19 protein-coding genes and 2 pseudogenes are annotated in these 23,724 nt (G+C 56.7%); 3 read left to right on the forward strand and 18 right to left on the reverse strand.

The window, feature by feature from the left end; all coding sequences use genetic code 11:
* Positions 1–2 precede the first annotated feature (2 nt).
* The 5 genes from B8P98_RS06280 to B8P98_RS06300 all read right to left on the reverse strand — a co-directional run bounded on the left by B8P98_RS06280 (position 3) and on the right by B8P98_RS06300 (position 5,583).
* Positions 3–1,031, reverse strand: a complete 1,029-nt coding sequence (locus B8P98_RS06280) for a fimbrial protein (RefSeq protein ID WP_080897714.1) — start codon at positions 1,029–1,031, stop codon at positions 3–5.
* 2 nt (positions 1,032–1,033) lie between these two features.
* On the reverse strand, positions 1,034–3,571 hold the full coding sequence (locus B8P98_RS06285; protein ID WP_095032823.1) for a fimbria/pilus outer membrane usher protein: 2,538 nt from the start codon (positions 3,569–3,571) through the stop codon (positions 1,034–1,036).
* 29 nt (positions 3,572–3,600) lie between these two features.
* A complete protein-coding gene (locus B8P98_RS06290) occupies positions 3,601–4,269 on the reverse strand; it encodes a fimbrial biogenesis chaperone (RefSeq protein WP_009486158.1) in 669 nt (222 codons plus the stop codon).
* Positions 4,270–4,310: 41 nt separating this feature from the next.
* A complete protein-coding gene (locus B8P98_RS06295) occupies positions 4,311–4,862 on the reverse strand; it encodes a fimbrial protein (RefSeq protein WP_025713536.1) in 552 nt (183 codons plus the stop codon).
* A gap of 103 nt (positions 4,863–4,965) precedes the next feature.
* A complete protein-coding gene (locus B8P98_RS06300) occupies positions 4,966–5,583 on the reverse strand; it encodes a LuxR C-terminal-related transcriptional regulator (protein ID WP_025713537.1) in 618 nt (205 codons plus the stop codon).
* Positions 5,584–5,936: 353 nt separating this feature from the next.
* On the opposite strand from B8P98_RS06300, the gene B8P98_RS06305 reads away from it, so the two are divergent.
* Positions 5,937–6,785, forward strand: coding sequence for a transporter substrate-binding domain-containing protein (locus B8P98_RS06305; protein WP_025713538.1), 849 nt, complete (start codon positions 5,937–5,939; stop codon positions 6,783–6,785).
* Between the two features lie 55 nt (positions 6,786–6,840).
* Here the strand turns inward: B8P98_RS06305 and B8P98_RS06310 are convergent, their stop codons facing one another.
* From B8P98_RS06310 to speB, 8 genes are all read right to left on the reverse strand, one after another.
* On the reverse strand, positions 6,841–7,461 hold the full coding sequence (locus B8P98_RS06310) for a transporter (protein WP_080897716.1): 621 nt from the start codon (positions 7,459–7,461) through the stop codon (positions 6,841–6,843).
* A gap of 199 nt (positions 7,462–7,660) precedes the next feature.
* A complete protein-coding gene (locus B8P98_RS06315; RefSeq protein WP_080924750.1) occupies positions 7,661–8,593 on the reverse strand; it encodes a 2-hydroxyacid dehydrogenase in 933 nt (310 codons plus the stop codon).
* A gap of 5 nt (positions 8,594–8,598) precedes the next feature.
* Positions 8,599–9,327 carry a class II aldolase/adducin family protein gene (locus tag B8P98_RS06320; RefSeq protein ID WP_095032824.1) on the reverse strand — a complete coding sequence of 243 codons (729 nt, stop codon included), beginning with the start codon at positions 9,325–9,327 and terminating at the stop codon, positions 8,599–8,601.
* Positions 9,328–10,848, reverse strand: a complete 1,521-nt coding sequence (locus B8P98_RS06325; protein ID WP_080924748.1) for an amino acid ABC transporter permease/ATP-binding protein — start codon at positions 10,846–10,848, stop codon at positions 9,328–9,330.
* A gap of 30 nt (positions 10,849–10,878) precedes the next feature.
* Positions 10,879–11,682 carry an ABC transporter substrate-binding protein gene (locus tag B8P98_RS06330; protein ID WP_095032825.1) on the reverse strand — a complete coding sequence of 268 codons (804 nt, stop codon included), beginning with the start codon at positions 11,680–11,682 and terminating at the stop codon, positions 10,879–10,881.
* A gap of 9 nt (positions 11,683–11,691) precedes the next feature.
* Complete coding sequence (locus B8P98_RS06335; RefSeq protein ID WP_025713544.1) at positions 11,692–12,768, reverse strand: isopenicillin N synthase family dioxygenase; 1,077 nt, start codon at positions 12,766–12,768, stop codon at positions 11,692–11,694.
* A complete protein-coding gene (locus tag B8P98_RS06340; RefSeq protein ID WP_095032826.1) occupies positions 12,765–13,628 on the reverse strand; it encodes a sugar phosphate isomerase/epimerase family protein in 864 nt (287 codons plus the stop codon). The genes B8P98_RS06335 and B8P98_RS06340 overlap by 4 nt, the downstream gene beginning before the upstream one ends.
* Before the next feature lie 10 nt (positions 13,629–13,638).
* Positions 13,639–14,589 carry an agmatinase gene (speB, locus tag B8P98_RS06345; protein WP_004145693.1) on the reverse strand — a complete coding sequence of 317 codons (951 nt, stop codon included), beginning with the start codon at positions 14,587–14,589 and terminating at the stop codon, positions 13,639–13,641.
* A 115-nt stretch (positions 14,590–14,704) separates the two neighbouring features.
* Between speB and B8P98_RS06350 the strand changes: the two genes are divergently transcribed.
* Complete coding sequence (locus B8P98_RS06350) at positions 14,705–15,616, forward strand: LysR family transcriptional regulator (protein WP_002914199.1); 912 nt, start codon at positions 14,705–14,707, stop codon at positions 15,614–15,616.
* A gap of 43 nt (positions 15,617–15,659) precedes the next feature.
* Here B8P98_RS06350 and B8P98_RS31870 read toward each other — a convergent pair whose 3' ends face one another.
* The 4 genes and pseudogenes from B8P98_RS31870 to B8P98_RS06370 all read right to left on the reverse strand — a co-directional run bounded on the left by B8P98_RS31870 (position 15,660) and on the right by B8P98_RS06370 (position 19,656).
* On the reverse strand, positions 15,660–15,872 hold the full coding sequence (locus B8P98_RS31870) for a hypothetical protein (RefSeq protein WP_077254024.1): 213 nt from the start codon (positions 15,870–15,872) through the stop codon (positions 15,660–15,662).
* Positions 15,873–15,916: 44 nt separating this feature from the next.
* Positions 15,917–16,027, reverse strand: a pseudogene (locus B8P98_RS31990) (DUF2345 domain-containing protein); the annotation flags it as partial.
* A gap of 411 nt (positions 16,028–16,438) precedes the next feature.
* Entirely contained in the window at positions 16,439–17,023 is a 585-nt protein-coding gene (locus B8P98_RS06365; RefSeq protein WP_051459246.1) for a hypothetical protein, read from the reverse strand.
* Between the two features lie 222 nt (positions 17,024–17,245).
* Positions 17,246–19,656 (reverse strand): annotated as a pseudogene (locus tag B8P98_RS06370) (type VI secretion system Vgr family protein).
* A gap of 366 nt (positions 19,657–20,022) precedes the next feature.
* Between B8P98_RS06370 and B8P98_RS06375 the strand changes: the two are divergent.
* Complete coding sequence (locus tag B8P98_RS06375) at positions 20,023–20,502, forward strand: RrF2 family transcriptional regulator (protein WP_000888203.1); 480 nt, start codon at positions 20,023–20,025, stop codon at positions 20,500–20,502.
* A 69-nt stretch (positions 20,503–20,571) separates the two neighbouring features.
* On the opposite strand, the gene oqxB is transcribed toward B8P98_RS06375, so the two are convergent.
* The gene (gene oqxB, locus B8P98_RS06380; RefSeq protein ID WP_080924746.1) at positions 20,572–23,724 is read right to left on the reverse strand and encodes a multidrug efflux RND transporter permease subunit OqxB; all 3,153 of its coding nucleotides are present in this window, start codon (positions 23,722–23,724) and stop codon (positions 20,572–20,574) included.

The raw sequence follows: 23,724 nt of genomic DNA on the forward strand, positions 1-23,724 counted from the left end.
CGTTATTCAAAGGTCACGGTGATTTTGGCGGTCGCGGAAAAAGGCCCCAGCTTCGGCGTTCTCGACAACCAGAGCAGCCCCGCCGTATAGGTACTCGCAAGGGTCGCGCCCGTTGCCAGCGTAAAGTGAATCGGAGCATTCATCTCAATACGTGGAAGCATACTGGCGTTTGGCGAGATGACAATGCCGAAGCCGCTGTCCGGCTGCGGCAAAATAATCGCGCTCTCCTGTATCGTATTGGTGGTGCTAAACGTAGCAAGCATAGGTTCGGTCCCGCAATCACTGCCGTTACCCTGCTTGACCAGACCATAGGTGACGGTAAAGGGGCGTGTTTTTTCATAGTAGCCCGGTCGGGCGTTACCGGCAGGAATATCGCCAAAGTTAATTTCGCTTGGCGAAATAGATACCGTGGGGACGCAGGCCATTGTTCTGATACGGTTCAGGCCGGTAATGAAAAGATTATAGTTGGCGCCAGCGGTGCCGTTACGTAGACCGCCTTGGCCATCTACCTGAAAAAGCGACAATTTTAGGTTATCGTCTATTTTACCATCCCCGGTCACGCTGCGGCCCGTCGAGATGATATAGACCTGGTAAACCAGGCTGAATGTCTGCCCAATGGCCGGGGACTTACAGGTATTCCCGCTTTTATCACATAGCGTCGCCGGGCCAATCTCCACCGATTTTTTATTTTGTAGCAGATAGTCGATGCCGTTGTAAGTAATGCCTACCTGGATAAAGTTGGGCAAGCTGCTGGCTTTATTTTCCGGATCCAGCCAGAAATAGGCGCTTTCACCGTTCGGAAAATTATCGGTATCTTCGCAACTGAAGGTGGCGGTAATAGGACTGGAGACCCATATCTTTTTATTGGCAATAAGCTCGCTGCTGGAGACTTTAATGATGCTCTCGATATTCACGACTTCGCTGATCGTGGACGAGGTGGTCTTGCAGGTCAGCGCCTGCGCCGGGAAGGCGCTCAGCGTGAACAGAACGGAAAGCCATGTCAGAAATAACGTATCGCTAAGTCGGCGCATAATTACCTCGAGGGGGTTACTGTGCAGATTAAGGATAATTCACGCCAGGCCGTCGCCTGCTGAGGCTCCTGGCGCAGTTCGGGCAGGGTGATTTCGCAGCTTTGCTGGTGCGTTTCGCCCCATTTTATCTGCAGTTTTTCGCCTGAATCGACGCCGCTGACATAGACATCTCCTCCCGGGCCGACCAGACCATTGCTGATCCCACTGGCGCGATAGAGCTCGGCGCCCAATGGTGGATAGCTGCCGTCGGCGAGGGTGGTGTGGATCAGCACGCTATATCCCCGGAACGTATCAAAGCGCACCCGGGTAATTGCCCCGCGGGTAGGCACGGTATCCGCCACTGCGTTAGGGACATCAAGAAAGGCATCGAAGTCCTGAGGGTTGAGCGCGACAGAATTGACCCGATAGGGAACGCTTTGTGGTACGACCGCGTAGCCGAATGGATCGATGCGCACGCCGGTCTGATTCTCTATCCCTACCCCCTGAGCGTCTTTGGCTTCCACCAGCGCAAAGGTTGAGCCCAGCGGTTGCGAGAGGGTAACGCCGCCGCGGTGTGCCACCACGCCGCCGCTCAGATTCAGACTCGCCTGACGATGGCTTTTGCTGTAGGCGTAGCCGGTATACAGGTTACCGTACTGGCCGAGATAACCCAGGCTGGCGCTGTTGGTGGTATGGCTGGTGTCATCATAGGCGCTGGTGACGGCCCAGCTCAGGCGACCATCATCGAGCAGAGTGCCGTTTACCCCAGCCTGCCCGGACGTGCCAGACGATTTACTGTGGGCGAGGGTAAATGCGGTATTGATCCGGCGATCTTCTTGCAGAGTAAAAGGGATGGAAACGCGCAGTGTGATGCTATTGTCATCATGCGTGAAGTGGCTACGCGTATTCTGATAGTACAGACCATAGTTCACGTTATGGATAGTGCTGTTAAAGCCCGCCTGCAGAGAGATATCGCTTCCTGAGCTATTCCAGTAATTTTGCTGGCTGAAGTTAAGGAAGAAAGCGCTGTTCTTACCGAGAGTTTGCCGGGCAGAAATATCAAAGCGATGCTTTTTATTATAAAACCAGGACGTGTAATAGTGTTGGGGAGCGCTTGCCTGCCAGCTTTCGTCTTCGTCAGAGGGCCAGTAATCATTTTCGTACAGGCCATTGTGCCAGCGTCGACGCTCGTTAACCGCATCGCTGAGGCTATAATAACCTGCGGTTGAGTAACGGTAGCCCGCGATTTGAAAGTCGGTCTTGCTTGATAAAAAGGATTTAGCATACAGAAAACGCACGCTCCCTCCCTGCTTGCGCTGGCCATTCGCCAGCGTCGTTCCCGCCAGCGTATAGTCGGCTGAGAGGGCGCCAATCTCCCCCAGATTGCTACCGACGCCAAAGGCGCCGGCGCGATAGTTCTCCGCTGCAAGGGCGCCACCGTATAGTGTGAAGGTATTATTCAGACCATAAGAGAGCGAGCTTTGCATCAGGGCGGGGGCATAGCCGTCAGCACCGTCATGATACTTACCCGCCGACAGCTGATAATTCCATTGGCCTGCCCGCACCAGCTGTGGCAGGGTGGTGTAGGCGACAGTAAAGGTCGTCTGGCTACCGTCGGCTTCAATGACGGTCACGTAGAAATCACCGCTGCGGTTAACGGCGCTGATATCATTTAGCTCAAAGGGACCGGCTGGGACGTTCTCGCTGTAAATCAGATAGTTGTTCTGCCGAACTTCCACCCGGGCGTTGCTGTTGGCCACACCGCGAATGACCGGCGCGAAGCCGGTCTGGCTGCTGGGGCGCATTTCGACATCGGTGCCAAGCTGTACGCCGCGAAACTGGACGCTATCGAAGACGCTGTTGTCGGTACTGGTCTGGCCGACGACAAGCCGGCTGCGCCAGGGAATGATGTTCGTTTCCGCCCAACTGGCGATGCTTTGCCACTTATCCGCCTGCCCGCTGAACTTATTCCAGTAGGCATTATTGCGAAATCGCCACGATGCAATATTGATCCCGCTGTTTAGCGAAAGATATTGATACTGGTGGCTGCCCCCATCGCCATTATTGGCATCGGTAGAATAGCTGTAGTTGACGAAAGCAGCGTTAATACCTTCATCAAAGCGCATGGGGGAAACATAGTCGCGAGGATAGTGCTCGATATATTGCTGAGGGATATGAATGATCAGCTGATGATTAGCGATATCCAGCTGTTGCTCTGCCTGGCCGATCGTCTGCGACAGCGCGAAACAGGGCTGGTGGTCATCGTCAATCTTGACGCCATAGCGGATATATTCCGCCGCGCTCAGGCAGGGGGCCAACCCGCCATGTGCGCTATCCTCTGAGAAGCGAACGGGGCGACTGTCCACCAGCAGATCGTTAATGTAAATATTAACGTCATAGGTGCCCGGCATGACGTCGCCATCGCTGGCGACAAACTGATTAAAAGCCAGCGGGTCGATGCCGTTCACAAACTGGGCATTATAGCGTTCCGCACTGTCTGCCGGTAACGTGATGGAGATTAACCATGCGCTGGCAAAATAGCGTAATTTACTATCGTCCATCACTCTATCTCCCTAAAGAGGTGCGACGTTTATTTTTTTATTGGAATATCAACAACGGCGCCGTAATCATTAATATATTTCATTTTATGCAAGCGCTGCATGCTGGCGATATTGACAGCGTGATGACTGTACGGCAGCAACATAAAGTTTTTCAGAGGATAGATTTTGCCTTTGTTGTCGATCGCCTCGGCATTAATAACCGTAATATGCAGTGGACTGTTGTTAGTAAAAGATAACGTGTTAGCGCTTTGCTGCCACTGCAGATTTTCAACGGCTTTGGGCAGCGATGTGGCAATCCCTTGCGGGCGATAAAATAGTTTTAATCGGGTGCGAATCGCGAACTGCAGGATATTATTTTCTTCAGGCGCAGGAGGGACCTCCTGAATATTCACCCAAAACAGACTTTCCCTGTCGGCAGGAAGACCGGTTCCTGAGTAAATAAAGCGCAGTTGTGCCGATTGCTCGGGGCGTAATTTGACCAGGGGCGGCGTTGCCACAATGGGTAAGCCGCTGCTGGGGGTCTCCGGACCCGTATCAAGCCAGGTCTGGACGATATAGTTTTTGCTGCTTCGGTTGTTAATTTTCAGACTGGCCGATTTATCTTTGCCCGAATAAATAACCCGTGAGGCATCGATGGTAATGGCCGCCTGGGTCTGAAAAGCCAAAGCGCCTATGATCACTGCCAGCAGCGTTTTCATATCTTACCCCTTATCCGCGTCGTGCCGTCCCTGGCCAGGTGTTATTCCTGCATAATGGTAAACCGGGCGGTCGCATTGCCGGCGCCAGCGTCGACTTCGTCTGTATCCCAGGTGTAGTAATAGGCTTTCAGGTAGAAGGTACCAGAGCCGCCATCGGCATCGATCGTAATACTCGGGTCGACGGTGGGATCGAAAGGTTTATCGAGTGTGACCGGGGTATTATTGCGGTCGGTTAGCTTAATGCCGACTTTTTTAGCCGAATTCGGATCCGTATCGAGAGCCAGTACGTTAGTGATAGGCGCCTCGGTGGCTGAAGGTCCGTCGAGCACAATATAGTACGTGCCCTTTTCACAATCGCTGACGCTAATATTGACCCCAACTTCTGGCCCGGTGCCATTGGTACCATTTTTTAATTTAGACAGCGGAACAGAGCCCATCGTAACTTCAATGACACCGTTCTTATCGGCACCTTCCAGTTTGCAACTTGAGTTGACAATTTTACCGATAAAATTCAGCGTACCGTCCGCCGCGGCGGCATAGTGTGAGGTCAAGCCGACGAGTGCCATTGCCAGGCAAAGTGATTTCATTTTCATAGCCAATTCCTTCTGTTGTGACCCAGGGAAGCTAATAGCCAGGCATACTCATTGACGCTGCATAAGCCGTTAGCTCTGTTGTTGTGATAGCCATAAAGCGAACTTATCCCCCCTCCAGGGAGTGCAGGAAATGATACAGGCCTGCAATATTGCGGACATTGAGTTTCTGGTAGATGTTTCTCCGATAGTGACTGATCATCATATTGCTAAGGTCGGTGGCCTGAGCAATTTTCTTATTATTTAAACCTGAGATGATATAGGGGAGAAGAGAGTCCTCCTGTTTCGTAAGTTTAATATTGACACAACTGTCCAGCGAGCTAATTGATTTTCTGAACACTTTAATACAGCGATGATCAGACGCATTCTGTAAGTATTTCTGCAGCCGTTGGGTAACATCTATATAATCAAGCACGATCGTCGAAATAGAGTTTATGATAATGTTTTCGACTGGATCGGCAAGAATCTCACTTTTAACGACAAAAACGATATCGCCATGAATGATCTTTTTTTTACGATAGAGCAGTGCGGCTAATTGTTGAATGTCCGGGTGGCTATAGTCCACGATAATGGTTCTGGCTATGGTTAGACTTTTATCATTCACGTCAGAAATATTATCCAGAAACAATGTTTGACTATACCGACGTTGAGCACTCATGGTCATGTTAACCAGAGACCGGACGCCGTTAATAAAAAATTTATTGGCGGAAATGATAATAATCATAATGTATTTCCTTATACACTGCTTCTGTAACCAAGTATTACTGCTGGAGAAGAGGGGAGTAAATAAGATGATAAGCGCGATCATTAGAAAAATCCTAACGGAAGTTGTTGCATGAGGTGTTTTTACTTATTAATCAGAAGGTTATAATTTAATATTCAACTATTAACGCATAAGAGGAAGGTGAAATAAACGACAATAAATAATATATTAAACGTATAGCCAGGAATAAAATATGAATGCGCTGCGGGGCATTTTACTGAAAGTCAAAACAACCAGCAAGCTCACAGCGAGAAAGAGGATTAATTAACGTTTTGCCCCACGTCGGGTTGTATGTCCCGGTGTTTAAAAATAGGATGAATGCCCTGGCTCGCGCTGCGGATACTGTGACTGATGCGGCCGGTCACTCTGGCATGCAAAACGATAACTTTAAGGATGGCGAAATGAGACTGACGGTGGGGCTGGCGCTGACGCTGGCGATTATGACCTGCGGCGCCCAGGCGCGCGATATGCAATCTATCGAGCACAGCGGTGAACTGAAGGTGGGCGTGCCGGGCGATTACGCGCCGCTGGCGTTTCGCAATGCCGCCGGCGAACTGCAGGGCTATGACGTGGACATGGCCCGCGATCTCGGGCGCACGCTCGGCCTCAAGGTGAGCTTCGCCTACACCAGCTGGCCCGCGCTCGCCGCCGATCTGCAGGCGGACAAGTTTGATATTGCGATGGGTGGGGTTACCGAGACACCGGCGCGGGCGCAAGCCTTCGCCCTCAGCCATCCGGTGGTGGCGAACGGAAAAATCGCCTTAGCCAACTGCCAGGCCGCCCCGCGGCTCGGTTCGCTGGAAAAAATTGACCGTCCGGACGTGAAAGTGATCGTCAACCCTGGCGGCACAAACCAGAGTTTTGTCGATGAACACATCAAGCAGGCGCAAATTATTCGCGTGCAGAACAATGTCGATAACCTGCAGGCGCTGCGGCAGAAAACGGCCGATATGATGGTGACCGATCTGATTGAAGGCGACTATTACCAGAGCAAAGAGCCCGGCGTGTTCTGCGTTGCTAACGAAACACCGTTCGCCGGTACCGCCAGCAACAAGGTGTATATGATGAGTAAAGATAACCCGGCGCTGCTGGAGAAAGTGAACCAGTGGCTGGATAGCCAGGACAAAGAGGTTCTCAAACGGAAGTGGAAAATTCGCGGTTAACCGCGGCGGCGCGCCACCGCCGGCAGATATGTCCGGCGGTAGCTATCGTCCACGGTTAGCGCTGCGGCGACAGCGCCTGTCGCGCCAGGCCGCGGAAGTAGCAGGCGTAGCCGAGGGTGGCGGTCAGGCACAGCATATAGCCAAACGACTCGCTGCCTTCCTCCACCGTATTTTTCACCACCCGGGCGTAGTTCTCATCCAGCACGGCATACCACAGGCCGTGCATGCCAAACAGCCGCGAGAAGACCAGAATCGCCAGCAGACCGCTGATCATCATGCCGTAATACGGGGTACGGGTATAATCCGTCAGCTGCGACAGGGTCTGACGACAATGGCGCAGCGGCAACAGCAGCGCCCCTGCGGTGGCCAGCAGCGCAAACCACACCCAGCTGCCGTGGGCGAGTAAATCAAACAGGCCATCCAGTTCGCGGATCAGCATGGCGAGAAAGAAGCCGCCGATAAGGATATTGCTATAGCGTAAGTGGGCATATTTCCGCGCCAGCAGAAGATGAACCAGCACGATAACGGCCAGTATGCTCTCCTGCACCACTTCGGTCAGCGACACCTCCGGGATGTCGTTACCAAATACCCGAATATCCACCCACAGACAGAGTACCGCGAGGGCGGCCGCGACCGCTGCGCCGAGAAAGAAAAGCAAGCTTCGTAACAGAGACATTAACACCACAACTTATACTTAAAGCAAATATCATAAGTTTTGAGAATGCATGTTCCTGTTCACTTTGTGCGACTTTGCCGCTGTTTTTTAACATTTTGCGCTGTTTAGCACCGGGGAAGGCGGTAAGGGCGCTCAGGCAGCGCCTCTACCTTGCAGGTGCGCCCTCCGGACGGATACGCCTGGGCGCCTCCGGACGCAATCAGTAACCGGCGTGCTTATTGACCAGATTTTTCAGCGGCAGCCCGCGGCGCTGGCGCTGAATGTTTTCCAGCAGCTGGCGGGCGATCACCTCGGCAGGGGCCGCAGAGGCCATATGCGGGGTGATCACCACCTGCGGATGGCGCCACAGCGGATCGTCCGCCGGCAAAGGCTCCTGCGGGAAGACGTCGAGCACCGCCCCGGCAAGCTGGCCGCTCTCCAGCGCCGCCAGCACATCCTCATTGACCATATGCTCCCCGCGGCCGCAGTTGATCAACACCGCCCCGGCGGGTAGCCGGTTGAACAGTGGCGCGGCGAGGATACCGCGAGTCTGCGCGGTGAGCGGCAGGAGGTTAATCAGCCCGTCAAGCGACCCAAGGAAGTTATCGAGCGCCTCCTCGCCGCGATAGCAGGTGACGCCAGCCAGCTGCTTTTCACTGCGCGACCAGCCGGAGACCCGATAGCCGAGGCGCGCCAGCTGGTCAGCGATATAGCCGCCAATTTCGCCCAGACCCATAATGCCGATATGGAAGTCGGCGGCGGCGCGCTGGGGATAGAGCTTCCAGGTTTGGGTTCGCTGGTGGGCCAGCGCCCGGTCGAAATGGCGCTGAAACCACAGGACGCTCCACAGGGCATATTCGAACATGCCGTGGCGAAAATCCTCATCGATCACCCGGCACAGTGGGATCTCGCTGGCGAACAGCGCGGGCGGCAGATGATCGACCCCGGCGGACGCGGCCTGGATCAGCTTCAGCCCCGGCGAGCGGCTCAGCAGCTGTGGGTCCGGGAACCAGCAGCTGGCGTACTGGGCGTCGCGCGCCGCCTGGTGATGGGGCAGAAGCGCGGTGACGTCGGGAAACTGCTGCAGGGCGGCGCAAATATCGCGGGCGAAATCCGCGTCGTTACAATCCACAACGATAGTGATATCAGACATAGGCGTTAGTCTTTGTAAGAGGTATCGAGACGGTCAAGTCGGCGCAGCCACGCCTGCCAGACCTGTTGACGTTCATGCTCCACCCCCATCAGCTGCTCGCAGGCGTGCTGGCTGAGGGGCGGGGCGATGGTGTGGATCGGGCTGAGGGCCGCCAGCTGGGCGGCGGCCATCTGGATCTCGCAGGCGCGGTTCAGGTAGTACATGATATAAAACGCGTCGGCCACGGTGCGGCCCACCGACAGCAGGCCGTGGCTCTGCAGGATCATGGCGATATTATTCCCCAGCGAGCGCTGGATGCGCTCTCGTTCGTCAAGGTCAAAGGCCACCCCTTCATAGGGATGGTAGCCGACGCGCTGGTAAAACTCGGTGCTGATCTGGTTAAGCTGCAGCAGGCCGTCCTCGCAGGCGGCCACCGCCATTCCCGGCAGCGTATGGGTGTGGATCACGCAGTGGGCGTCTTCCCGGGCCATATGCACCGCGCTGTGGATGGTAAAGCCCGCCGAGTTAGCCGGTGCGTCGCCCTCTACGACCTTACCCTGCATATCCACCACGATCAGGTTGCTGGCGGAGACTTCGTCAAACATCATGCCGAAGGGGTTAATTAAAAAACGCGGCTCGCCGTCGCCGGGTAGGCGCACGGAGAAGTGGGTGTAGAGGGTATCCTCCCAGCCGAACAGCGCCGCCAGCCGGTAGGCGGCGGCCAACTGCTGGCGCAGGTGTTGCTCAGTTGCCATTTAGCGTACTCCCATAAATTCACGGATTCGTTGCAGAGAAGGGGCCTCCAGCGGGCTGCGGATCACCTGCGGGGCGATATCGGCCTGCACCACGCCGTTCTCCATCAGCACGACGCGGTCGGAAATCGACAGGGCGAAGTCCATCTCGTGAGTGACAATCAGCATTGTCATGCCTTCGCGGGCCAGCGACTGAATGACCTTCAGTACTTCGCCCACCAGCTCGGGATCCAGCGCCGAGGTTGGCTCGTCAAACAGCATAATGTCCGGTTTCAGCGCCAGCGCCCGGGCGATCGCCACGCGCTGCTGCTGGCCGCCGGAGAGCTGCCAGGGGTATTTGTGGGCATGGGCCAGCAGGCCGACGCGGTCGAGCAATATCAGGGCCTGTTCTCGGGCGACCGGCTGGTCCAGCAGCTGGTGATAGCGCGGGGCCAGCATCACGTTGTCGAGCACCGTGCGGTGGGGGAACAGGTTGAAGCTCTGGAAGACCATGCCGATGCGCCGCACCCCGGCGCGCATCTGGCGCTTATCAACGATGGCTCCGCCTTTCAGATAGTCTTCGCCGTAGAGAATGATCTCCCCGCCATCAATGCTTTCGAGGGCGTTGATGGTGCGGATCAGGGTGGTTTTGCCGGAGCCGGACGGGCCGATGATGCTGATCACCTCCCCGTTCTCCACCTGCAGATCGATGCCTTTCAGCACCTCATGCTGACCCCAGGATTTGCGGATGCCCCGCAGATCGAGCGCTGGCGGCGCGCCGTTGACGGCCGGCGTTTTGATCTCCTCCGTCAGCGCCGGCAGGCTCTGGCGCAGCGCCTGGCATTCCGCCTCGCTGAGGGTTTGCGGACGCTTACGCTGAATATCGAGACGATTTTCCAGCGCCCGGAACAGCCAGGTGAAGACGGTAACCACCATCACGTAGTACACCGCCACCGCCAGCAGGGTCTCCATCACGAGAAAATTCTGCGCATATAAGCGCTGGCCGGTGAGCAGCAGCTCGGGTAAGGAGACCACCGACAAAATCGAGCTCAGCTTAATGATGGTGATGTATTCATTGATAAGCGTCGGCAGCGAGATGCGAAACGCCTGAGGGATCACAATCAGCCGCTGGATGCCGATAAAGCTGAAGCTCAGCGCATGGCCCGCCTCGCTTTGCCCTTTGGCCACCGACAGCAGTCCGCCGCGGTGGATCTCCGCCATATAGGCCGCTTCGGTGACGGTCATCGACACCAGCCCGGCGATAAACGGCACCCCGAGCAGCGGCTGGGTCACCGGAAACAGCTGCGGCAGGTTGTAGACAAACACCAGCAGCACCATCAGCGGCACGCTGCGAAAAAACCAGATATAGAGTTCGACGGGGATCTTGATCCAGCGCGGCGCGGAGAGCTTCGCGCAGGCTAACAGAAAACCGACCACCAGGCCGATCCCCCAGGACAAGGTGCTGACCACGATGACGGTCACGCACGCCTGCCAGAATGCTCCAATGCTAAACAATGAAAAAAAGTATCCCCAATCGAACGCCATACCGACTCCTGTTGCGCAGTGCTTATTGTCTTAATCGATGCTTTCTAAGTTGTATTTTTTGATCAGCGCGGCATATTGGCCGTTGGCTTTCAGCGTGGCCAGGGTAGCCTTGATCGCCTCCGCCAGCGCGGTGTTGCCTTTAGCGACGTAGATCCCCAGCGGCGGCGGGTAGACCAGGCGCGTAGAGCTTATCCCCAAGCGGCCGCGGCTCTTGTCGACGATGATCTGCGCCGCCGGGGCAATCTCAAGCTGGGCGCCGATGTTCTTCGACAGCAGCGCCTGCGAGGCTTCCGGCGCCGTTGGGAACTCCTGAATGGTGATGGCCGGTTTGCCGTTTTTCAGGCACCACTCATCGGAGTGTTTTTTCAGGCTGGTCACCCAGGTGGTGCCTGCCTGCAGACCGACCTTCACACCGCACAGCTCATCTTCGGTTTTCGGCTGCACCGCGCCGCCCTTCAGGGCGATGATCGACGCGCCGGAGAGGGCGTAAGGGATGGCGTCGGCCTGTTTCTGGCGCTCCGGCGTCACGTACATCCCGGAGATCACCGCATCATATTTCTTGCCGATGCCGAGGATCAGGCTGGTGAACTTGGTGTCGATGAGCTGCGGTTTGGCCTGCAGATGTTGGGCGATCAGCGCGGCAAACTCCGGGTCGAGACCGACGATGTTGTTATTGCTGTCATAGGACTCAAACGGCGGGTAGGTGACCTCCATCCCCACCTTAAAGACGCCCTCGGTCAGCAGTTCCGCCGCCTGGGTGACAGGGGAAAAACAGGCGCTGACGGCGAGGGTAAGCGCGACACGGCGCGAGATTTTTTTCAGGGTGCTAGTCATCATGGATCCTCACGGGTGGTTAGGGGTTTTTTGCTGTGCCTGTTTTTTCAAATGGCCAAACGTATTGGTGCCGCGCGCGCGCTCCGGTAGCTGAAGTTCACCGCGATTGACCTTCTCGCGCAGGTAGCGATAGGTTTGCAGCGCCTGGCTCCACATATGCTCCCCGATGCTCAGCTCCTGATATTCACCGGCTTCGCCGGCGGCGAGAAAGGTCGGCAGCGGGCGGATCAGCGTGTGGTAATCGCAGGCGAAAAACAGCGGGAAGGAGTACCGCTCCTGCGGCACTTTGCGCACCCGGTGGGCTGTAGCAACAAATGTGCCAGCGCTGAGTACTTCCAGCATGTCGCCGATATTGATCACGAACGCCTCTTCTCCGGCGGCGTTCTTGACGGGAGGTGCATCGATCCACACGCTTTCTTCATTGAGGACTTCAAGGCCGGGCTGGTCGGCGAGCAGCAGGGTGAAGCACTCATAGTCGGTGTGTGCACCAATTCCGGGAACATCTTCGACGCTGGCGTCGAATGGGTAATGGATCAGCCGCAGCTTGGCCGGCGGGCAGGTCACCATCGGTTTGAAATACCCTTCCGGCAGGCCGAGCGCGAGGGCGAAAGCATCGAACAGGCGGTGGCCGAGGGCGAAAACCGCGTCGTAGTAGGCCAGCACCCGCGCGCGGAAATCCGGCAGATCGGGCCACTCGTTGGCGCCGATCAGCGGCGTACCGGCGAGCACCAGCGGATGGTCATCCGCTGCCTGGAAGCCGATATCGAAGGCCTCTTTATGGTCCGGCTTGCCGGCGCCGTAGATCTCTTCTCCTTCCGGAACATAACCCTTATGGCTTTTGGAGTGGCCGATGTAATAGTTCATCTTCTCCTCCATCGGCAGGGCGAAGATCTGCTTCGCCGCCTCGCGGACGCCGGCGATCAGCGCCGGGTCGATGCCGTGGCCGGTGATATAGAAAAAGCCCACCTCGCGCGCCGCGCGGCCGATGGCGTCGGCCACCGCCTGGCGCCTGGCGAGGTCGTCGCCGGCCAGATCGCGGATATCGATGGTCGGGAGTTCAGTAAAAGCGTGCTTCACGGCGGTCATGGCTGCGGTTCCTGTTCAGTGAGCGATAAAAACTGCTGAAAGTGGGCCTGCTGGCGCGCGGCCATCCAGGCGTTGAGCGACCAGAGATCGGCCACCGGAACATTGGTGAACGGCAGATGGTGCAGATAGCCGTCGGCGCCAAACTCCGGGGTCAGGGTGGTCTGCGGGTAGCCGCGCTGGCGCTGTGAATGCCAAACCTGCTGCCAGAAGCGCTCGGCAAAGGCCAGCGCCGGCTGATACTCCGGCGCCGCCGGGTGCGGCACCTGCGGCCCCTGGTCGTAGCCCACCCGGGCCTGCACGTGATGCACGCGGTCGATAAAGGCGCTGAAGTCATCGCAGGGGTCATCCAGCAGCCGCTCGCTGACCACCACCCAGTGGCTGATGTCGGCGGTAAAGCGCAACTGGGGGAGCTGCTGAACGATCTCCAGCGTGAGCCACGGGCTGTACAGCGAGGTGGCGCGATGGGTTTCAAAGCTGCAGGTCAACCCAAACCCGGCGGCCAGCTCGTGCGCCTTGCCGAGAAAATCGACCTGCTGCGCCAGCGGCCAGCGATCGTTGCCCGCCAGCAGATTGACAAAGCGCGGGTTGAGGCTGCTGGCCTCGGCGAAGCGGGTCTGCAGGCGTGCCAGATGCTGCTCCGGCGTTTCATGCTGGGCGGGGAGCACTCCGCCGCCGCTGAAAAGAATGGCGATATACTCCAGCCCTGACGCCTGCAGGCGGTCGGCGAGCTGCCGCCGCTCGGCCACCGTTAACGGCACGCGGGCTTCGATACCGCAGCAGCCGACGCGCTGCAGTTCATCCAGCGTTTGCGACCAGGGGGTGGTGACTCCCCAGAGGGTGCGAAAGCATTTCAGCTCCATGGCGGCTTCCTCAGGCGTACTTCACGCCGGGCAGGACGCAGAGCATCTCGTACAGCAGGTTGGCCGCCAGCTGGGAGGTATTGCCGCTCACGTCATAGGGGGGCGAGACCTCGACCAGATCGGCGCCAATCAGGTTCAGGCCGCGGCAGCCGCGGACGATCTCCAGCGCCTGAATGGAGGTCAGGCCGCCGACTTCCGGCGTCCCGGTTCCCGGAGCCCAGATGGGATCGAGGCTGTCGATATCAAAGCTGAGATACACCGGCCCGTCGCCCATCTGCTGACGGACTTCGGCCATCAGCGGCGCCAGCGAGGTATGCCAGCACTGCTCCGCCTGCACTAGGCGAAAGCCCTGGTCAACGCCCCACTGGAAGTCGCCGGCGGCATAGCCCTGGGCACGCTGGCCAATCTGCACCACCCGTTTGAGGTCGAGCAGTCCTTCCTCAACGGCGCGACGAAAGGTGGTGCCGTGGGCGATTTTCTCTCCGAACATCTCATCATTGGTATCGGTATGGGCGTCGACGTGGATGAGGCCCACCGGACCATGTTTTTTGGTCAGCGCCCGCAGGATCGGCAGGGTAATGGTGTGGTCCCCGCCGAGGGTCAGCGGGATCAGCGGATAACTATTCAAACCGGTGTAGTAATCTTCGATAATTTGCACCGATTTGAGCAGGCTGTAGGTATTGATCGGCACATCGCCGATGTCGGCCACCGACAGCGAGTCGAACGGCGCGGCGCCGGTTGCCATATTGTACGGACGGATCATCACCGATTCGGCGCGAATATAGCGCGGACCGTAGCGCGTACCTGAGCGCTGCGAGGTGCCGATATCCAGCGGAATGCCGACAAATGCCGCGTCAAGTCCCTGTAAATCTTCGATAAAAGGCAGGCGCATCATTGTGGCGCGGCCGGCGAAGCGTGGCATCTCATTGCCACCCTGCGGTTGGTGAAAGAGGTTATCCATGTCTGCTCCTGAATCTGACGGATGAAACGTAACAGGAGAGATAGTGCGCAACCCGCGCTGGACTTTACATCGTCTGACGTAAATACTCAGTTCATTTATTGGTGAACTAAATACGATGCATCACGACGCCAGCCTTAATATTCGCCAGCTGCAGGTTTTCGAGGCGGTGGCCCGCCTGGAGAGCTATAGCCGGGCCCAGCAGGAGCTGGGCATTTCGGTCTCCGCCATCAGCAATGCGATGTCGCAGCTGGAGGGACAGCTTGGCTTCACCCTCTGCCAGCGCGGGCGCGGCGGCTTTTCCCTGACCGAGAAAGGCCAGCAGTTTTTACAGCAGGCGATCCGCGTGCTGAGCGAACTCAATGAGCTGGAGCGGCAGTCGGCGCTGCTCAAAGGGGAGCACAGCGGCACCCTGTGCATCTCGACGCTCGACTCCATCGAGACCGAAACGGCGCTTTCGCTGCCGGTGGTTCTGCGCAGCTTCAGCGACAAATTTCCCCATGTGCATATCAAACTGATTATTCGCACCCCGGCGGAGCAACTTAACGGCGTGCTGAACAACCATATCGACCTGGCCATCGGCAGCTACAACTCGCAGGTGCATAACATCATCAGCGAGCCGCTGTACCGCGAACAGCACTGGCTCTACTGCAGCGATCTGCACCCGATGTTCTTCAGCCGTCAGCTGGATAAAGAGCAGATCAGCCAGTGCCCGCTGGTGACCCGCAGCTACTGGAACACCAGCGACCTGCGCCGCCGGGGCTTCAGCAAAGGCAGCGCCACCGTCGAGACCGTCGACGCCCAGCTGCTGCTGATCCTCTCGGGGAAATATATTGGCTATCTGCCGGAGCATTACGCCTGGCCGTGGATCAAAGAGAACCGCCTGCGGGTGCTGCTGCCCAACGAGTTTGGCTTTCAGTCGCCGTTCTCGGCTATCTGTAAGCGCGGGCGCAGCAATGAGCCCTATCTGAAAGCGTTCCGTGACCTGCTGAAGAAAAACACAGTGGCGCGGCCGAAGTGGAATTATTAAGCGGGGCGGGCGCTTCCCTGCGCCGGGGTGGTGATTTTCGCGCTTAGCGCGCTGCCCGGCGGGGACGCTTTTCCTGTTCAAAAAATGAACGGTAGCCGGTAGCCCGCCCGGGCTGCGGCTGCCAGGCAACTGCCTCCAGGTTATCCACAGGGTTAGGCGCCGCTGGTGTGGACAGGTCATCCACATTAATGAGCACGTTGCCCTGTGCTTTGGCCTGCGCATCCGTACTGACAAATAGTCCCTTGCCCGCATGGATAACGCCACGTTCGTCGGTACGACGTTCCGTGCCCTGAGCGCGCGATTACCCATTACACCTGTACTGATATCTCCTCCAACGTTGATGGCGACGTTTTTCGTAGCCGTCATTGGTATATGCTCACCGCTGGTCAGCGCTATCCCTTCCGGGGCAGAACCTTGATCAGCGGCTGAAGCCGCTGATCAAGCATCTATATCTGGCCGTCGATATTTATCTACTTCTCTAAATACTTCTTTTTCATAACACCGCAAATGACCACTACGGCATATCCGATCGAGCACGAGAAAAGCATCAAAATAACTCGAAGTGGATTTGTACCATACCATGAAAAGATCATATAGATAATAACCACACAAATAGCCAACAAAGAGTGCTTTACCTTTATAAAAGCAGAGAGAAACACCACAGGGATAACAATAAACCTCATATATAATATTACAAAACCTAGTGTAACCCCTCTGCTTCGCGGGCTAAAATGAGCCATATACCATTCGTATCCCAATTTATGTACCAAAAGGACAAAAAAACAGCCTAGAAATGCTATTGCTGTATTTATGACAATGTTTTTATTTTTTCCAGATACCATATTGCATCAACTCATTATTATTAATTGGATCACCAAGAACCTGTGGGTTTACTGGATGATGAGTCTCTTCTACAACGATGGCAGGATATGTTTGCTCAGAAGATTTGGATTTATATGTAAAGCTTTTGCTTGCAAACAAAGCCCCTCTCAAAACAAAATAATTATCGTATTCATTAGAGTAATCCACATTCCCAGTTAGCGTCCCGGTACCCCATTGAATTCCGGTCTGTACTGTCTTAGTTATGCTCTGTTTACTACGGTAGGTATCGACAGCAAAGGGAATCTGGCCTACGGCATCGGTCCAGTAAGGTATGCCAGAGATCAAGACTAAAAGATAACCTGCTCCACCTTTTGGATTTTGTTTCCAGTCACCTTCCATATTTTTGTAAAAACTATAAGATGGTCTATCCACCAAGGAAAACTTTGCTATGTCAGCCCAAGAGAATATTTTGTAAGCCTCTTTAGCATAGTCCGCCTCGTTTACATAAAGCAACTCACGGTAGTTGTCAGCTAATGGTTCAAACCATTGATATCTAAATTTATCATACAATTCTTGAGCCGTCATAATTTTAAAAGAATCCTTTTCACCTCCTCTCAAAACGAACAAAACATCTGCATTTTTTCTTGTGATTATTAAAATGTTAGGTACGTCGACCTCATGGGCTTCTTCGTCTTTTTCAGGAGTAGTATTTCCTTTTATACCTAATTCTGTCTTTCCATCTTTTGTAACGACTAGATAGGGTTTGCCATCGATTTCAATATTTATTTTTTTTCATTAAAACATCACTCAACTTATAAAGACCCAGTACTCAGATTCACTATCACTCTTGGTGATATAACCACTCGTACCTGAACCGGAAAGTAATTCTGCTCCTTCAACAGTTTCAACCCTAAAGTTGATATCAGAGGAAAAATGAAGTTTTCTATCGAAGTATTGGGTTATCATTTGCATCTGCTTCAATGAGTCAAGTGGCTGAGTGCTTGCCCCCGCTGCCATCGTCCTTTTCACCCGGCGCAGATACGTCGCCGTCGTGCCGTACTCGATTTTACCTGCCTCCAGCCGCAGATAGCTCCCGCCGCCAATCAGCGTGATGCGTTTCTTTCCGGCAAACGTGATATCGCTCTCCGAGGTCAGGGTCAGCTTTTTCTCCGCAAACATCCGCATATTTCCGCTCTGCGCCTGCATCTCCACCGGGCCTTCGCTGTTTTTCACGCTCAGTTGGCCGGCCCGGGCGAACAGCCCCAGTTTCTCTCCGGCCAGCGCCGTCATATTGCCTATGACGCCGACGCTGATATCGCCTCCGGCATTGATGGCGACATTCTTCGTGGCCGCCAGCTGCAGATGCTCCCCGCTGCTGAAGGCCATCCCCTCCGGAGCGGAAAAGAGGAGTGCCTCATTCAGCGGCTTCAGCCGCTGCTCAAACATCCGTATCTGGCTGTCGATATCCGCCTTCAGCGCCTGCGCCTGCTCCGCCGCCATCTCCAGCTGTTGCAGCTGCTGGTTAAGCCGGTTGATTTCCTTCAGCGCGGCGTGCATATCCAGCACGTCACCTTCTGCTTTTGGTTGTGCGTCGGCGCTGACACACAGCCCTTTCCCGGCACGGATGACGCCATATTCATCGGTGCGCAGTTCGGCGCCGGTACCGCGGGGCTGCTCCTGGTTGTCCACCAGATGTCCGGTGTTCAGCTGGGTTCTGCCGTACTCTGTGGCGAGTTTGATGTGCTCTTCGCCGCGCCGGTCCTCCATCCGCAGCTTGTTGTTCGCCGGAGTGCGCAGCACATTGCGGGTGTGGTTGTCGCGGGTGACGGGGTCAGGGTGTTCAGAGTCATGCAGGGCATAAGCGATGTACGGCAGGTCGATATCGCCGTTGCTGCAGGCAATCGCCACTTCGGTGCCGTCAGTGAGTGGGGTATGCCAGCCATATGTTTCGCCTGCATACGGCTTCGCCATCCGCAGCCACAGGTACGCAAATCCCGGCTCTGTCGTTTCCCGGTCAAAGTCCAGCTTCACCCGGTAGCGGCCCTGGTCATCCAGGTGCGCGTAAATATCGTCCTTCTCCCGGCTCTCGATGCGGGCAGGCAGCGTGCCGTGGATTTCCGGGCGCGGAACCTCAGCAGGACGGTAACAGTAACGTTCGCTGTAGGGCATGCCTTCGACAGTAACGTGCAGGCGGGTGTCACGGGCGGCATGGTAGTTCACCGTTGTAATGATGACGCCTTCCTGTAGCGCCCGGATGACATTCCCCTGCGGCTCCAGCACCTGGCCCGGCGTCAGGCAGGCGCGTTACTCTCAAGACTGACGCGGGCCCATGCGTTCAGCTTGCGCTCATGATGGATACGCGCGTAAAACGCGCCGGATTCGGTTTCCGGCTCCGGAGTGGTGTCGTCTCCCGCCTCCCGGTACGGCTCTGCATAGCGGTAGTGCTCCCCGGCGGTTGTCGCCTCACTGCGCACGGAGACGGAGGCATCCATCGGCATCGTGGCTGTCCGGTAGTTGTAGTCCCGGGTGCTGACCCTGCCCGGCACCACCTGATAACGGGTGCGCACGCCCCACACCGACTCCTCTGCACCGTCATACAGTCCCGAGGGTTCGCAGTACGGCAGGCGCACGTCAAACCGGTAGTTCAGCTGGCTGTCGGCAAAAATATACATATCCAGACCGCGCTCGTCGTCCATCTCCGTGCGCCAGTAAATCCCCACTTCGGAGAGAATACGCTGAATGAACTGCAAGTCGGTTTCCCGCCACTGGGTCATCAGCTCACGCGGCGGATAGGTGCGCTCCAGGCGGAAATCAAAATCGGGGCCTTCCAGCCCGTGGCCGCGCAGCACCTGCTCAACCACCTCCGGAACCGAAAGGTTCTGATACACGCGGCACTGGCGGGTACGCTGCAGTAGCGTCAGACGTGCACTCAGCACCACCTGATAGTGAGACTGATCGGCAGTGGTGGAGAGCCATTTCAGGTGGGTGATGATGCCGTGCACCGCTTTGCCGCTGCGCATGCGCAGGGTGGCGTATTTCAGCAGTATATGTTCCGGGGCGATACGGGCCTGCGGGGTGGTGAATTCAATATCCCAGCTAAACGGTGCGCTGAGCGCTTCCCGGCCGGTGAAGTTCAGTACATCTGGTTTCACCGCGCTGTCGTTAATCTCCAGAAGATAGCGCGGCTGCCCGTCAAACAGCGCCAGCCAGTTATCCATAACAAGGCCCCTGTTACCTCAGTGATAGTTAGGCTGGTTATAGTTTCATCGGGGTGATAGCCTGTAAATACCTGATACGGCCAAAAGTGCAGAATAAGAAATTGTTTAAAGGAGAGGGGCTCTTTCTTTAGGAAACCCTCAATTGCAGGGCGGTAAGAAAGAGATGCAAGCCGAGGAAAGCGTACTGCGATGGTGACTACTTCGATTTATAGTCCTCATGTTGGCGCTGGTTTTCCGGAAGTTGATCGTTTACTTAACCGCAGATTGCTTCAAAAAAATTCCCGTATTTGTTATATTGTTGTTCATTGATTATTCACCTCTGCGGTGCCAAAAAGAACAAGATTCACCGCAACCCAGGACAATACCATGTTAGATTACCGCTTCCCGACAGCTTTGCAGATGGTTCTCAGCGTAGCAATGGCGGAGCAGATGGGTGAACGTTCGACGAGCGCGATTCTGGCCTATGGTCTGGAAGCCAATCCGAGCTTTATCCGTAAACTAATGGTTCCGCTAACTCGTGACGGCATTATCGTCTCCACGCTTGGCCGCAACGGCTCAATTCATCTTGGCCGTCCGGCGGACAAGATCACCCTGCGTGATATCTATCTTTCGGTTATCGAAGATAAAAAACTGTGGGCGTCGCGTCCTGACGTCCCGGCCCGCTGCGTGGTCAGCGCCAACGCCTGCTGGTACTTCAAATCGGTTGCCGATGAAGCAGAGCAGGCTTCGTTAAACGTCCTCGCTCGCCATACCGTGGCCAGCGCGCTGGAGGCGGTCAAAAACGCCGATACCAGCGGCTGCGACCCGGTGCCGGAAATGATCGCCCGCTTTAAAAAAGCGCATTAATCATTTTCTGGTGACGAAAAAAAACCGCCTTCAAATTGTGAAGGCGGTTTTTTTGTTATCTGCTGCAGGCTAGGCGGGCAGATCCTCCTGGACCGGCTTCCTGCGGGTCACCAGTTTCCGCAGCGTCACGTAAAACACCGGCGTCAGGAACAGACCGAAGAGCGTCACGCCCAGCATCCCGGAGAATACCGTGATCCCGGTGACGCCGCGGACTTCCGCCCCCGCGCCGTGGCCGAGGATCAGCGGAATGGTCCCGGCGATAAAGGCGATGGAGGTCATCACGATCGGGCGCAGACGCAGGCGGCATGCCTCCAGCGCGGCTTCCATGATCCCTTTCCCCTGGATCTCCAGCTCGCGGGCAAACTCGACGATCAGAATGGCGTTTTTACAGGCCAGGCCCATCAGGACCACCAGACCCACCTGCACGAAGACGTTGTTATCGCCCCCGGTCAGCCAGACGCCAAACAGCGCGGAGAGCATCGTCATCGGTACGATAAGGATCACCGCCAGCGGCAGGGTCCAGCTTTCATACAGCGCGGCCAGCACGAGGAACGCCAGCAGCACCGCCACCGGGAAGACGATCAGCGCCGTGTTGCCCTGGGTGGCCTGCTGGAAGCTGAGATCCGTCCACTCAATATTCATCCCATTCGGCAGGATCTGCTTCGACAGCTCCTCCAGATGCGTCATCGCCTGTGAAGAAGAGAGGACCCGCGGATCGGCATCGCCAATCAGGTCCGCCGCCGGATAACCGTTGTAGCGGATCACCGGATCCGGCCCGTAGGTGGTACTGATATTCACCATACTGCCGATCGGCACCATTTCGCCCTGATTATTGCGGGTGCGCAGATTGGCGATATTTTCCACGCTCTCGCGGTATGGTCCGTCAGCCTGGGCCATCACGCGCCAGGTACGCCCGAACTGGTTAAAGTCATTGACATAAGACGAGCCGAGATAGGTCTGCAGCGTACCGAATAGCTCGGTTAGCGATACCCCCTGCGCTTTCGCCTTATCGCGATCGACCTGCACGTCCAGCTGCGGCACGTTAGCCTGGTAAGTCGAGATCGGGAAGTGCATCCCCGGCGTCTGCATAATCGCCCCGGACATCGCATTCACCGCGCTTTGCAGCGCGCCATAGCCCAGCCCTCCGCGATCCTGGATGTACAGGGAGTAGCCGGAACCCTGACCCAGACCTAAAATCGGCGGCGGCAGGATGGAAAAGCCAAAGCCCTGCTGGATTTGCGCGATTTTGGCGTTGATCTCCGCGTTAATTTCCGCCGCCGTGTGTTTGCGCTGGTCGAACGGTTTCAGGCCAAAAAAGACCGTCCCGGTATTCGGCGTGTTGGTGAACTGCAGCGCGTTAAGCCCCGGGAAAGCGACCGCATAGTCGACCCCTTCGGTATTCATCCCGATCTCGCTCATTTTGCGGATCACCGCGTCGGTGCGCGCCAGCGACGACCCTTCCGGCATCTTCACGCCGCCAATGAGATACAGCTTATCCTGGGTGGGAATAAACCCGCCGGGGACGACTTTAAACATTACCCCAGCGGCGCAGAGCAGCAGCAGATACACCGCAAACACCGCGCCACGGCGTCCGAGGGTTTTGCTCACCAGCCCCTGATAGCCGTTCGAGCTGCGCAGGAAAAAGCGGTTAAACGGACGGAAAATCCAGCCAAACAGGCGATCGATCAGCCGGGTAGGGAGGTCTTTCTTCGCGCCGTGAGGCTTTAACAGCAGGGCCGCCAGCGCCGGGGAGAGCGTCAGCGAGTTGATGGCCGAGATCACCGTCGAGATGGCGATGGTCACCGCGAACTGTTTGTAGAACTGTCCGGTGACCCCGGAGAGAAACGCCATCGGCACGAACACCGCACACAGCACCAGCGCAATGGCGATAATCGGCCCGGAGACCTCACGCATCGCCTGATGCGCCGCGGCAAGCGGCGCAAGCCCCTCTTCGATATTACGCTCGACGTTCTCCACCACCACGATGGCGTCGTCCACCACGATACCGATAGCCAGTACCAGCCCGAACAGGCTCAGGGTATTCAGCGAGAAGCCCAGCAGATAGAGAATGCTGAAGGTACCCACCACCGATACCGGCACCGCGATCAGCGGGATAATCGACGCGCGCCAGGTCTGCAGGAACAGGATCACTACCAGCACCACCAGCACTACCGCCTCCAGCAGCGTCTGCACCACCGCGCGGATGGAGTCGCGCACGAAAACCGTCGGGTCGTACGGCGCCGCCCATTGCATATCTTCCGGGAAGCGGGTGGCCAGCTCGGCCATTTTGGCGCGTACCGCGTTCGACAGATCGATGGCGTTCGCCCCCGGCGACTGGAAGATACCGATCCCGACCGCATCCTTATTGTTGAGCTGGGAGCGCAGCGCATAGCTGCCGGAACCCATCTCGATGCGCGCCACGTCGCGCAGGCGGACCAGCGAGCCGTCCTGCGCCGTTTTCAGAATGATATTGCCAAATTCTTCTTCGGTATGTAGACGGCCCTGAGCGTTAATGGAGATCAGGAAATCGCTCTCCTGCGGCAGCGGCTCGGCGCCAAGCTGTCCGGCGGAGACCTGGACGTTTTGCTCCTGCATCGCCGTCACCACATCCGAGGCCGTCAGGCCGCGGGCGGCCACCTTATTCGGATCCAGCCAGACGCGCATCGCGTATTCACCGGAGCCAAAAATCTGGATCTGGCCGACGCCGGGCAGGCGCGCCAGCTCATCCTTCACTTTCAGCGTGGCGTAGTTGCGCATATATAGCGAATCGTACTTCCCGCCGGGGGAGAACAGATGCACCACCAGGGTCAGCGTCGGGGACTGTTTCTGGGTGGTGATGCCCAGACGGCGTACATCCTCCGGCAGACGCGCTTCCGCCTGCGCGACCCGGTTCTGCACCTGAACCTGCGCCTGATCCGGGTCGGTACCCGGGCGGAAGGTGACGGTGGTGACCAGCACGCCGTCGGAGCCGGCGACCGATTTCATGTACATCATGTTTTCAACACCGTTGATCGCTTCCTCCAGCGGCGTCGCCACGGTCTCGGCAATCACTTTCGGGTTGGCGCCGGGATACTCCGCGCGCACCTGGACGCTGGGCGGGACGACGTCCGGATATTCGCTCACCGGCAGCAGCGGGATAGCGATTAACCCGGTGATAAAAATTAAAATCGACAGCACCGCGGCGAAAATCGGCCTGTCGATAAAAAAGCGGGAAAAGTCCAT

The sequence above is a fragment of the Klebsiella quasivariicola genome (assembly GCF_002269255.1).
In the GTDB taxonomy this organism is placed as follows: Bacteria; Pseudomonadota; Gammaproteobacteria; order Enterobacterales; family Enterobacteriaceae; genus Klebsiella; species Klebsiella quasivariicola.